Consider the following 13484-nt stretch of genomic DNA (forward strand, 5'->3'; position numbering starts at 1 on the left):
TGTAGGAAGCGATCGTTCCATCAGGGTCAGAGGAAGCCGAACCATTGACACTAGCCACCAGATCCGCCGTCGAGGACGTAAACGACGCCACCGGAGAAACGTTGCCGGCGCCCTTGGCAAGGGCATAATGGTTTTGGATTTGCTGGTCATTCAAAGCATTGGAATAGATGGCGACGTCGTCAATCTCCCCCTGGAAGAATCGGCTCAATGGTGTTGAGGGCCACGAATTGAGGTTGTCGCCGCCAATCCGCCAGTAACCGAAGTAGGCCTGTCCGTAGGTTGCATCGGTGCGTTGTCCCACCCTTTGGCCGTCCAGATAGAGGACCATGCCTCCAGGACTCAATGTTGCAGTGACGTGGTGCCAGTTGCCATCGTTGTAAACGAGTGGGCTATTGACCGTCTTGATGCCACTGGAATTGACGCCGAAGAAGATACGGCCGAGGTTGTCCATGTAGATATGGCGGTCGTACCTCGTTGAATCACTGGCATTGCGATTGCCGAAGCCAAGGATCTTGCCTCCGAGCCTGGTGGTCGTCTTGAACCAGCCTTCCACGGTGAACGTGTTGGGACCCGAAACTGTCTTGGCAGTTGCACCTAAACCCGAGCTGGTGCCATTGAAGCTGGCGGCAGTGTTGGTGTCTCCTTGGATTGCCCCTGATCCACCCCAGGTCACTCCGGAGCCGGTGCTTTGGGGCAGCCACCCTGCGGAATCCGCCGCGGTGGAGCCGCCGGATTCGCCCAGCCTCCAGTAATTCAGTGCACCGTGACCCCAGACTTCCGACGCATAAGCGCTCATGGCGCCGGTGGAGGCTACGGTGACGCTAACGCTGTCCGAACGGGCAATATTTCCTAACGGATCCGTGGCAAAGATGCGATAACCATGGGTGCTCCCGGGCTGCAGCCCTGTATCTGTGAAGCCCATTGCAGGCCGGTCCCAAAATGTTGAGTTCCGCGATACGACAGCGATTGGGGACCCAGTGTTTCCATCACGGATAACTCTGTACGTGAGATTCGTGTTGTCCTTGTCCCAGTTCGCCTGCCAGTTGACGCGGACGGTACCTGCTGCCGGCGAAAAAACAGTGGGGTTGAAGAAGGAGCCGGTCACGGCGGGGCCAACTTTGTTAGGTGCTACCGACTTGATGCCAAAGCGGACCAAACCTTGCTGGGAGACGCCATTCACTCTTGGAAATTCACCGCCCAGGACGACATACTGGGCGTTTCCTGAGACAGCCCATGCCGCCTGGGACTGCCCCGTAAAGCTCCCCACACTGAGTTCAGGGAACCAGTTCAGAAGGGAGGGGGCAGGCCTGCCGGCAAAGTTGAAGTAATTGAGAGGATCCCTTGTGATGGTCCCTGTGGCAGCTTTGCTGAACCCGATCGCCGGATAGAAGGTCCATTGCGGTTCTGTTTGCGGGAAGCCACCTATGTTTCCGCAATAGTGGGCATGTCCCACGGTATATACGGCTTCGTCGGCGGCATAGACATCGTAGGTGTCACCGTGGCAGTCTTCCACCCACTTGATGGCGCCGTCATTCCAACCAGCAGAGAACGTTCCCTCGAGGTTACCGCCGGAGCCAAAGACATATCCGGTGCCATATACATGGGTGCTATCGGAGGTCAGGCTAAGGATCGCTGCGTTGGCTCCCCCGTTACGAATCAGGCTGTTCGCGGCCCATGGTAGGAGCGCTCCCTGCCCGGTATCGACCGCTGCCAGCCCGTAGCCCGGGTTGTTGGAGCCGTTCATCGACGTGAAGCTCCCGCCGATCACAACCTTCGAAGCGTCGGGAGCAAGGGTCAAGGCCATCACGTCGCCTCCGGCTGGCTGCGGATTCCACGGTAATAGGGCGGCGTTAGCGGCGTTTACGGCAGCGAGCTTCGTGCGAGCTACCGAGCCAACGCCGCTGAACCAGCCACCGAGATAGACAGTGGTGTTTGTGGCCACTATGGCCGTTACGCGGGAGTTTACCCATGGCGTGAACGATGTAATCGCTGCCCCTGTGTTCGGATCGAGAGCTGCGAGGTAGTGCCGGGTTGCACCATTTACTTGTGTGAAGGATCCCCCGACGTAGATGCGTGATCCGTCAGGAGAAGCGGCCACGCTTACAGCCTGGGCATTGAGACTGGCGTTGAAGGTAGTGATGAGGTTTCCAGTCCTGATGTCGTAGGCGAGGATGTTCCGTCGCGGCGTCAGATTCGTCCCTGGTGCGGCCCCCGCTGGGCGCGCGTTGGAGAAACTACCCACTGCATAGACCGTGTTTCCCACGACGGTTTGCTGCCACACCACCCCGTCCACCTGGACCGTGGGAAGTCCATCGGCGGAAACAGTAGCCGGCGTTGCCGGATTTGCCGGGTTATCGGGGGCTGTGTCGGCGAGCGCGGGCGTGCCTCCGATCAGGACGGAAGCAGCAAGCACTGATGCCGTGAGGAGCGACAGAGATCGCATGGCAAACGACTTCACACGTTGGCCACCCTGAGAGGGAACGTCCGCTGCTTTGACACTTGCTCGTGTAACGATTTTCATGATTATTCCCCTGTTTTCGGGACTGGTCCTTCAAAACTTGCGATTGGAACATCAACCCGGAAGTTGAAAAGAATTTGAACGTTCTGTCTCTGTTCATCGGGGATCGAATAGACATAAACAGCCGACGCTGTGGTAGCTGGATCGATCGTTGCGGGCAAAGTTGTGGCTCCGGGGCCACTAAGTGGGCTGGTAGGCGCCTTCTCCGGCCCGGCATTGACATTAACGAGGGCCTGGTCAGTGCTGATTGGCTTGTCAGTCCTGTTGGTGATGACCACCTTGAAGCGCACCGCCGGTCCGGCCACTTCGCCGACGCCCCTGGCTTCACCCTGGACAGCCTCTATCTCGACAATTTTTACCTCTACGCCCTCGACGACGACGACGTTCTCGGAGATGGCGACAGGCGGAGCAACCGGCTGCTCCACATTGGCCTGGCGAACCTCTTCGTTAGGATCACCACTAGCTGGGGGAACAGCCGCATCGCCCGAAGGGGTTGCCAACGGCGCCGTGGGAGTGGGTACAGGCACTTCCCCTGGACCTACGGAGGCGGATTCTGTCGGAGTGGGCGGACCAGATGTCTGGGTGGTGGTTGCTCCCTGTGAACCCGGTGAGGTCAGGGCGGATGTAGCCCCGGGATCAGTCGCCTGGGGTGTCAGGGACACGGCAAGTCCAGCTGAAACCAGCACAGCGGCTGCCAGCAGCATTCCGACCTTGGTGGCCCGGGTAAACCTCGTAGGGCTATCACTCGACTGTGTGTCCCCTGAACGCATCATAATCCTGCCCCAAACGCCGTTGGCGTGCCGGGAGAAGCAGCCGGTTCGCGGGAGTCTTTCCGCGCTGTTCCCGAAAGGGCCTGCAGTTCTGCGAACCATTTGATACAAGCAAGCAACAAGAAGCCTGCAGTTGCGGCGAAAATCGCGGTGTAGGCGACCAAGAAAAACGGAAAAGCGCCATACAGGAGGAACGACAGGCACAGCACTCCATAATCCATGGGCACAACGAGCACAGAGCGTAGCCAGGAGCCGCGGGTTCCAGCCGCGGCCAAAGGCACATTACTAAACTGCCGGCGTAACTGCTCCGTTAGGATCATGCAGAAGAAAAGTACGGCCGAAACGAGGGCAGAGCCCAAGGGAATGAGAATCCACCAGGCATCAACCAGTTCAAAGCGGTGGAAGGAGACAGCCAAGGCCAACGGCAGGACGGAAGTTTTGACGGAATCCACCACGTGATCAAGCCATTCCCCCGCAGGTGATCCCGTGCCTGTCAGCCTCGCAAGCTGGCCGTCCGCTGAATCCAGGGCATAGCCAAGAACAAGGGCCAGTGATACAAGAACGCCCAACCACAAGGACGGCGGGAAAGCCAGCAGCAACCCAACTCCCGTGAAAGTGAAACCTGCACTGATGGCGGTAACAATGTTGGGACTTAGTCCTGCCCCAAAAGCTGCTGCGGCCAGGAAGCGACCCAGCCGGCGGTTGACGAACCTGGAGTAGGCGGGTGCACCGCGTGCAGCCGTCTTCTGCGCCCCGGACAACCTGGCCAGGGCATCCCGATAACCGGCATACGGCCGTACCTCGGCAGCCTCAGCCACCTTCGCGTGCTGCCCTGACATCAGGCCCCTCCTAACGTATTCTGCCGCTCTAGGGCGGGCCGTCCGCTGCGGCGAGACAACCGTCGCACCGAAACGGGAAGCTTGGCTGTTGCAAGGTCAACGCAGAGTTGTTCGTAGCCATTGGCAACCACATCCCAGTCGAAGCGGCGCGCCAACTGTTGGGCGAGGGCACCCCTTTCGCGCAGAGTTGACGACTGGTCCTCCGCCTCCTCGGCAAGGTCTGCGACATCCTCTACGCCTGCGAAGTACCTGCCGGAAGATGAGAGAACTTCCCGGTTGAAGTCGACGTCGAACGCATTTGTTGCTGCCCCGGAACCGATCGCCCGAAGCAGCGAGGGATTGGTGCCTCCCACCGAATGGCCGTGCCAGTAGACGAGGGAGTTGGCGTACAACTGGTCCAGCAGTTCCTGGTCCCAGATGCCCCCGACGAATCTCACCCGATCGTCTCCAAGGCGATGGATGAGGTGGGTGTAGTGGCCGGAATATGGAGCTGAGCCGACCACCACCAAGGGCTTCGTCGCCTTACTCCGCACGTAGCCTTCCACGATCATGTGGACGTGGTTTTCCGGCTCGAAGCGCGCCACGACCAGGTGATACCCGCGGGCTGTGAGGCTGAGTTCAGCAAGCCGGTGGGATTGGCCGTCGTCGAGGATGGGCGCGCCGTACGCGAGGTAAACGGTGTCGGCGTCGAACCTTTCCCGGTAGTAGCTTTGGATGCCCACCGCGTCCGCGATCAGTGCATCGGACCACCGCACCGCCATGGCTTCCACACTGCGGTAGTAGCGCTTTCCCATCGTTCCCCATTTGGCCCGTTTCCACTCGAGCCCGTCCACGTGGGTTGCAACGGGGATGCCCGCAGCCCTGATCATGGGGAGATAGGGGGCATTGGCCGCGTTGAAGACGATTGCGGCGTCGGTTCGGTGACGCAAAAGGTGCATCACCGAAAGACCAGTGTGGCTGAGCGTCTCCAATGCGCGCTTGTGCAGTGCCGGCAGGTGTACCAGCTTCATGCCCAGGTACTCGGAAGCAGCCCCGCCCTCGGCTGACGTATGCCTGCAGTAAACGGTGACCTCGTGGCCATTTGCGGCAAGCCGCCTTCCCACTTCCTCAATGGCGGTTTCGAAACCGCCGTAGCGGGCCGGCACTCCACGCGTGCCCAGCATGGCAATCTTCATCCCTGTCACCACCACTGGCCGCCTTGTGACCGTGGAAGGGGCATGTTTGGCTCACCCATCAGCTCAAGGGCTGCACGAAGTCCTGTGCTCGAGGTGTGCACGGTGTACGGGAAATACATCACCTTGACGCCCACGGCGGCGAACTTCTCCTCAAGCCGCCTGCCTGCCTGCGTCCCTTTCCAGTCGTCGCCCTTGAAGAGCAGATTGAAACGCAACTCCTCCCAGACCTGGAGCTTGTCAGGAACCACTTCCTCGAACACCATGTCCACGAAGTTGATACTGCGGACGATCTCCACTCTTTCCCCCATAGGAACCACCGGAGGATGGCCTTTTACCTCTTTGAGGATTTCATCGGAGACCACCCCGGCAATCAGGAAGTCGCATTGGCTTTTCGCATGCTTGAGTATGTTCAGGTGCCCAACGTGAAACAGGTCAAACGCACCCGGTGCATAACCGATCCTGAGACCCACGTCTGCTCCTTCCGATTCCAGCCGACAACCGGCCATTAGTAGGCTCCGACCGGCTTCAGGATCACTTTGACAGTCCGCCAAAGAATCATGATGTCGCCGGTCAGCGACCAATTTTCGACATAGTAGAGATCCCAGCGGACGCTCTCGTCCCAACCGAGGTTCGATCTCCCGTTTATCTGCCAGAGTCCCGTTATTCCGGGCTTGATCAGGAGGCGACGGCGGACGTCGCCTTCATATCCCTCAACCTCAGAGGGAAGTTGCGGCCGCGGTCCCACCAGGCTCATGTCGCCTTTGACCACATTCCAGAACTGCGGCAGCTCATCCAGCGAGTACTTCCGCATCCATCGACCGCATCTGGTGATGCGGGGGTCGTTCTTGATCTTGAAGAGCAAGCCTGCAGCTTCGTTCTCGGCGCGAAGATCAACAAGGTCGGCTTCGGCCGTCTGAACCATCGAGCGGAACTTAACCATCCGGAAGTGTCTGCCGTTGAGCCCCACTCTTTCCTGGAGGAAAAGGATGGGACCACGGCTGTCTATGGCGATAATCCCTGCGAGGATGCAGAACACCGGAACTAAAAGCACTAAGGCACAAACGGCCACGAGGATGTCCACAAAGCGCTTGAGTGTGTGCTTCCCTCCGCTGAACTGCGGCAGTTCCACGTGCATCATCGGGAGACCTTCCACCGGGCGCCAGTGGATCCGTGGGCCGGCGATGTCTGTGAGGCTCGATGCCAAGACAAGGCCCGCACTGGTTCCTTCCAGCGCCCAGCCCAGCCGCTTAATCGCCTGCGTTCCGCCAGGCAGCTGGCCTGCCACCACAACAGCGTTTGCACCTGTGGCTTTCACCTGAGTGGCCACGGTGTCTATTGAGCACAGAACAGGAACCCTGGTGGCGGAAATCTGGAGAAAGGGGTGCTCAAAGTCCGACGGCAGCGCTGCCCCCACCACTTCGTAGGCAGCTCCGGAAACCTTGCCGAACTGGCGGACGACATATTCGACGTCGTTCGGTTCGCCCACAACTATGACCTTGGACAAATAGTGGCCGAATTGCCGCTGCCGGTTCAGCCAAGCACGCCATTGCCAGCGGCTCAGGAGGAGCAGGAGAGCTCCCGCCGGCAGGGCCAAGGCAAAATAGCTGCGGATTACTTCGATGTCCAGAACCAGGACGACGATTGCGATGCCTCCGAAAATTCCCAGAGTGGCGTCAAGGACTCGCTTATACTCTTCAGAGCCGACGCCCAGGACAGTCTCATCACGGGTCCTATGGATTTCCAGTGCCAGGATCCATGCGATCAGAATGCAAATGCTGACAGTCAGATACGGTGCTCCCGCGTCTGTACTCTCAAAGAGTGCACCTCCGGTTTCAAATCGGATTCCGTAAGCAACAATTACGGTTCCGGCGATGATGACCATGTCGGTAGCGCGGAGCCATCTGCGATACCTCTTCGCCCAGGACCGGCCCGAATCCACCCGACCCGGGGGCGTACCATCAACAGACCATGAAGGGGACCCGCCGGCCAGGGCAAGTGACCTGGCAAGGCCACGGCCAAAGCGGCGTGACCTCGACCTCGTCTCCGGGGAATATTCGTCGACTGCGCTCATAGCCGCTCCCCCCAAATGCCCCAGGTTGAACGCAGCACCGACTGAGACCGGCTAAAGGAGCCGACGACGACTGGGGGGAGAGCCTTGGTCTCAGGAGGCTCTGACGCCGTCGGCTCCGACCAAGGGGCGCTGGTGCCGGAAAGGACACCGCGCGGTTCCAGGGAGGAAGGCGAGGGGGGAAGGAACCCGCTTGAAGGGCGGGTCTGAAGGGCGGTGAGTGAAGGGGCCTTGTGGGTAAACTTCACGGCCGACATACGAAGCCTGATTTTGGGAACGGTGAATTCCCGGAGCTTATTCATCCTGAGACCATTCTGGGTAGGTTCATTGGATTGCATCCAGTCAACCGCCTCAGGCTCACCCGGGCATCGGTAGTGATTACCCGACTTCTTAGAACCATCAGACTGCGTACTACTTGCTTGTACTCAGTTAGGGTCGGAAGGTTTGCCGGCAGCACCCCCAAAGAAGCCGGATTTACGCTCGGATTGGGGATAAGAAGTCAGAGCCGCCCAAGGCGTACTCACCTGCAGGATCTGTTTCCTGTCCCGTCGAAAGGGCTGCGAGGCGCCTAAAGATGCACTGCGGAAGCGAGCTGGTCGCGGCCGCGAATGCCCAGTTTGGCGTAGCTGCGGTAGAGATGCCCTTCAACGGTCCGGACCGAAACCATCAGCTTGTCGGCAATCTGCCTGTCTGTCAGTCCTTCCACGGCGAGCACGACGATGTCCTTCTCGCGCCGCGTCAAATGCACCCCCGAGGACGATTCAGAAGCCGCCCCGATATCCACGGTTACCCGAAGTTCCCTGTCGCAATCATCCCTGCGGCTGGCTGCCTCCCGTGACCGCAGCCGATTGCCGGCAATGCCGAAACGGTCAGCCGCAGCCGCAAACAGGTTCCGCGCAACACGGACCAGTCCTGCCGCGTGAACTGCTTCTCCTGCTTCCAGGTAGTCGGCAGCGGTGCCTGAGAGATGTGCGGTGGCAAATTTGTGCCATGCTCCGGCCCAGGTGCCTTCCATGTTCTCTGTCAGGCTTGCGATTCTGGAGAAGTCACCCCGATGCCCCAGTCTGGCTGCCACGGCGTGGATCAAGAGCTCGGCTCCGGGCGATGACACCACCGAGGGGTCGTCAAGAAGTGCCAGCAGAGTGCCCGGGCTGCCATCCCCGGCCTGCAGCACATCAATGCTGGCAGCAGAGAAAATGCGAGCGTACTCGGCGTCGAAACCTCGCCCGGGGCTCTCAAGGTAATCAAAATCCTGGAGGAGACGCCGGGCTTTGGCGGTGTCCCCGGTTCTGGCAGTGGTGTACGACGCAGCCGCGAGAGTCATAGGCAACAAGCCGAGCGGATCATTCTCGCGCAGGGATTCAACGGCTGGAAGGAGGTATGACCCGGCGGCATCGAGCATATCCCGCAACAGGAAGGAAATGCCGCGCCAGCTTTGCACGGTACCTCCGAAGGTGACCAGCGCTTGGCTTCGCTGGCTTGTATACGCTGCGAGGTAGTCCTCCACTGCTATCCAGTGTCCGGAAGCCATCGCTGCACCCAGCTGGCGATGGAGGACAAACTCGGGGAAGAAAAAGAGCTCGCTGCCCTCCGCCGTGAGGAGTGCGTTGGCCTCAGCGGCGACGTTCTCCGCAGCCTCGGAGCGCCCCTCTGAACGAAGCACTTCTGACCGCATTGCCAGCATAAAAGCCCCTCTAGCCGGGGACCCTCGATTGGGGTCCTCTCCAGGCGGGATGGAGTCAAATTCATCCAGGTATTTGCCCAGCGACCGGTAATCGGCAGCAGCGCTCAGCGCGAAAAGTTCCAAGACGGTCCAGTGCCGCATCTCGCCGCCCGAAGCATCCGACAGCTCACCTGTCTTAGCTGCATGGCCGTTAATATCAAGGAGTCTCCGGGCATCTTCGAGGAACGCCTCCGGAATGTGACCCAAAGCCGCGTGCGTGCACGCCCAGAGGAGCACATCCCCAGGGTTCCGTGCAGGTTCCCCGTCTGCAGCAAAGTGGAGATCCAGCTGCTTTGCTGCCTCCTCGTAGCTGCCCTGATTGTAATGGGCCCGGGCCATGGCAACCTGCCCGCGTTGGCGGAGGTCTGGGTCACGGATGCGGGCGGCTGCATCCAGTGCCAGCGAATTCTGAAACAGTCTCGCGGCCATGACCGATGCCTCCAGCAATTCCGCATCGGGGACTTCGGCTCCGCATTCGAGCGACCAGCTGACCATGCGCAGCACGCCCTCGGCCGTGGTGGAGTGGTGACGTGCATGCTCGAGGAGCTGTCTGCGTAGGTGGAGGCTTCTTGATGCTGAAACCATTCGGCGGATGGCCCCACTGTAACTGGGGTACAACAAGCGCAGCTCGGCTGTCCCTCCCATTGATTCCCGCACCAGTTGGTGTTCCAGGAGGGAACGGACAGCACGGGCACCGCACACTTCTTCGATAAGCCCACGTGGAACGGGCTCCGACAGGGCGATCAGCTTCAGTGCCTCCTGCTCCTCTGCGCTCCTGCGCTGCAGTTGTTTCGCCACGACGTCGGTGAGCTTGCGTCCGCCCGATGGCCAGTTGCCGAGGAGCAACCAGATGCCATTCCGCTTTACCAACGATCCAGACTCGATGGCGTCGTTGAGGAGACAGTCCAACAACAAGGGGTTACCCCCTGATTCTGTCCAAAGAGCCTGCACAGTGCTTTCGGGGACGGTGCCTTCCAGGGCGTGGCCGACGGCTTCAGCTACCTGCTCCTGTGTCAGGGGCCGCAGATCGATCCGGTCCGCGAGTCCGTCGTACCACAGCTGGTTCATGGCTGCAGGAAGGCCCGGCCGGGAACGGCCAGTGGCCAGCACGCTTGCCCAACCGGCAGAAACCATGTCAACAACAATGCTTGCAGTCGCGTCGTCCAGGTGATGGGCGTCGTCCACCACGAGAAGGAGCGGGCCGTCCTTGGCTGAGCGTAGTTTTTGGAAATAGGTCCAGACCGATCTCAGCACGGCGACGGGAGACAGGGCGTCTTCCGCGGACAATCCGGACGTATATGGTGCTAAGACGCCGAAGGGAACCTTGGCCAGCGACGAACTTCCATGGATCCGCAGGACATTCATGTCCCGGGTAAGCCGTTCACTGATTGCTTCGACCAGGGCGCTCTTACCGATCCCGGGACCGGAGATCAGGAAAACTGCCTGGCTGGTTTTGGTGAGGATCGTGTGACAGACGCGTTCCATCGTCTCCCGGCGACCGGTCAACTGCCGGTTCACCGAGCCTGACTTCGGAACGCGGCCGCTAAACGAGTCCAGGCAAATCACCCCGGGAGGTCACACCAAGCTTGGTGAAGACCTGGTACAGATGGCCCTCGACGGTGCGGACCGAGACGCCCATCTCCTGGGCAATGTCGCGGTTGGACGTGCCCCGGCCGGCCAGGCGTGCAATCTGCCGTTCCCTTGCGGTAAGGAGCGGACTTCCACTGCTGGGAACAATGGGCAAGCTGCTGACCGTGGAAGAGAGGTGGTCCAGCCGCGACTGCGCAATCCGGGCGGAGCCCGAGTCGCCGGCCATGCGGGCAAAATCAACAGCAAGGGCCACACAACGTGCCTCGACGACGTCGAGCTCCATTGATGCGGCGAGCTCACCTCCGGCGAGAAGTACTTTTGCATCCTTTGTCCGGGTGCCCACTGCTATCAGCCTCGACATTTCAGCGAGCGGCCCCTGACGATGCCCTGCCACGTTTTCCAGAAGGCGATAGTCCTCCTCCGAACCGTTGACTGTCGCGCCGAGGAGACTGATTCCTGCCAGCGTAAACCTGCCCTCGACGATGTCCTCGCGGGCGGAGGCCAGAAGCCGGTTGGTCGCGTCCGCTTCCCCCAACCACCGGCCTGCCATGTCGGCACAGAAGTTGGTGACGGTCCTGACAGCGAAAGTGCATTCCCCTCGGGCTGTACGCAACTTTTCAAGATATTTCCGCGCCTGGCCGGCGTCGCCTATCTGAGCATAGGCAAAGGCCGTAGCCGCGTAAGCGGCCTGGAGCGTGTTCATGACGGGCCGAAGCTCCAGCTGTGCCACGGAGGAAAGAAGGGACTCCAGGGCAGTGGCTCCGCGTCCCGAATAGACATAGGCAAGGCCCGTGGACAACTCTGAGGCAGACGTCCGGAAAGCGAGGCCACGAGCCTCCTGGGACCTGGGAGGGTTGACCAGGTCCAGGCACTGCCTCCACCTGCCTGCCTGAAGTAACACGGTGAACGCACGGATCGAGAACTTTTCGCGGAGACCCACTATGTGTCCGGCGTCAGAGAGCTGCCCCCCGAGCAGCCGCATCAGCTGCAGCGCATCCATCTCGCGCCCCATCGTTGAGAGAGCTTCCATAAGGATGATGGCCGACTGCATCCGGAACCAGAGGTCATTGTTCAGCCGGGGGTCAGCCGCCTCTTCAAGATCCCGGATGATGTGGCCGAAATTTCCCGTGAACGCATGGTATTCGAACTCGCTCAGGCTTATCCGGTTGGCAGCCGCAGCCAGCGGATCCGGCCACGACAACTTAACGCCGCGCTTCACGCCCAGGCGCTCGCGTGCGTGATCCAGGAGTTCGGGCACCTTGCTTTTATGCTCGGGCAACCACACCATCACGTCGCATTTGGCGGCAACAACTTCCGCAAAGTCCATGTCAGCGAGTTCTTGCAGCTGCGCCGGGGTGATGTCCTCGAGGGCGGCCAGGGCCTGCAGCGGAAGATCCAGGAGCAGATAGGACGCGGCCTTCTGGCGTTGCCCTGCCACCCATTCGTCATCCGATTTCTTCAGGCTGCCGGCACAGGTCAGCGCAAACCTCGGATCGAAGAGCTGGTTGGCCGCCTCAGCAGCCGCCAGCGAGAAAGGCGGGCGCAGTTCCGCCTCACATTCATGGGTCCATGCCGCAAAACCTATGAGCTCTTCAAGTGTCATGTGTGAGACATCGGGTTCGCGGTCGCCCAAGAGCCTGGTACGCAATTCCCTGCGCCGCGCAACGCTCAACCAGGACCTCACCACATCACCGAGGTACTGTTCCCTGAGGGTCACCCATCGGTTGTCAGAGCGGGCTACGCTCAACAGCCCTGCATCTTCCATATCAGCAATAATGTCCGTACCGAAGACGCCGGTCAGCCGTGTAAGGGAAACAGTCCGCGCACAGGACAGCATTTCAATGACTGCCCGTGTCTCGGGCGACTCACGGGCCCAGCGGGACCGGACGATGTCATCGAGCCCGGTGCCGCCGTCGAGAACCACTTTGTCCCGCAGCGTCCACACCGAGTCGGAAAGGATAAGGTTCCCCGCCAGTTGCTGCTCAGCCACAAGCGCCTTCAGGAGCATGGGGTTGCCGCCCACAATGGCGTGGAAGGTGCTCACGAGCGACGAGGAAACACGATGACCCAGCAAGGAGAGCAGCACCTGCTTGGTCTGCAGTTCATTGAGGTTCTCCAAGCGAACCTCGGTGAGCCGGCGCTCCGTCAAAAGCCAGTGGAAATCCGCCGGCAGATCGCTGATGTTCGGGGCAATGGCGATGATCCTCGCCGTGCGTGTCAGGAGGATGTTCAGCAGCACCCCTGCACTCATGTCATCCAGGCTGGCTGTGCTGTCGAGCGTGATGACGCACTGCCTCCCACCGGCGTCGTTCCGGATGAGGGATGTGATGCCTTGGAGGATTGCGGTTGGCGATCCCATAGCGGCCTGTGGCAGCCGGGCGAGGAGAAATGCAAGGCAGCCGTACGGAGTTTTTGAGCCGGCCAACGTATTGCGCAACTGGAGTGTAAAGACCTCGGGACCTAATTCCATAACAGCGGTCCTGGCCAGTGAAGACTTGCCGACCCCGCGGGCCCCTGTGATGACAACCCCCAGGGAATCAGCGTCTGTTAATGTGGCGCGGATATGGCTCAGATCTGCGCTTCGTGCCGGCAGCGACCATCTCTGGTGCTCATCCGGACCGGCAAACGTCACTGGATCGGCAAGCGCGCTACCAGTAGACCCACGTCCCCAGTTGAGTGGCTCAATTGACATGAACTTTTTCCTTACGTCCCGCGTGGCGGGTATAAGGCGTTTCTGACCTTCCCCCGCTTAGGAGAAGACTACCCCGTGGCGCCGACTGTAAAACAGGGCAGGCACCACC

General features: G+C 60.3%; 8 protein-coding genes. All 8 read right to left on the bottom strand.

The annotated features are described in order from the left end of the window. Positions 1-2521 (bottom strand): LamG-like jellyroll fold domain-containing protein (locus MU551_RS11825; RefSeq protein WP_247044363.1); only part of this gene is annotated, 2521 nt, incomplete at its 3' end. A 2-nt stretch (positions 2522-2523) separates the two neighbouring features. After that, positions 2524-3222: a hypothetical protein gene (locus MU551_RS11830; RefSeq protein WP_247044364.1), complete on the bottom strand. Its 699-nt coding sequence runs from the start codon at positions 3220-3222 to the stop codon at positions 2524-2526. Between the two features lie 65 nt (positions 3223-3287). Then, entirely contained in the window at positions 3288-4127 is an 840-nt protein-coding gene (locus MU551_RS11835) for a CDP-alcohol phosphatidyltransferase family protein (RefSeq protein ID WP_247044367.1), read from the bottom strand. Next, positions 4127-5302 carry a DUF1972 domain-containing protein gene (locus MU551_RS11840; RefSeq protein ID WP_247044368.1) on the bottom strand — a complete coding sequence of 392 codons (1176 nt, stop codon included), beginning with the start codon at positions 5300-5302 and terminating at the stop codon, positions 4127-4129. The genes MU551_RS11835 and MU551_RS11840 overlap by 1 nt, the downstream gene beginning before the upstream one ends. 5 nt (positions 5303-5307) lie before the next feature. After that, complete coding sequence (locus MU551_RS11845; protein WP_247044369.1) at positions 5308-5772, bottom strand: FAD synthase family protein; 465 nt, start codon at positions 5770-5772, stop codon at positions 5308-5310. A gap of 35 nt (positions 5773-5807) precedes the next feature. Next, complete coding sequence (locus MU551_RS11850) at positions 5808-7373, bottom strand: sugar transferase (RefSeq protein WP_247044370.1); 1566 nt, start codon at positions 7371-7373, stop codon at positions 5808-5810. A gap of 565 nt (positions 7374-7938) precedes the next feature. Further along, positions 7939-10611 carry a helix-turn-helix transcriptional regulator gene (locus tag MU551_RS23500; RefSeq protein ID WP_247044372.1) on the bottom strand — a complete coding sequence of 891 codons (2673 nt, stop codon included), beginning with the start codon at positions 10609-10611 and terminating at the stop codon, positions 7939-7941. Between the two features lie 25 nt (positions 10612-10636). After that, complete coding sequence (locus MU551_RS11860; protein ID WP_247044373.1) at positions 10637-13375, bottom strand: helix-turn-helix domain-containing protein; 2739 nt, start codon at positions 13373-13375, stop codon at positions 10637-10639. Positions 13376-13484 lie beyond the last annotated feature (109 nt).

This window comes from Arthrobacter rhizosphaerae (assembly GCF_023062595.1).
Classification (GTDB): domain Bacteria; phylum Actinomycetota; class Actinomycetes; order Actinomycetales; family Micrococcaceae; genus Arthrobacter; species Arthrobacter rhizosphaerae.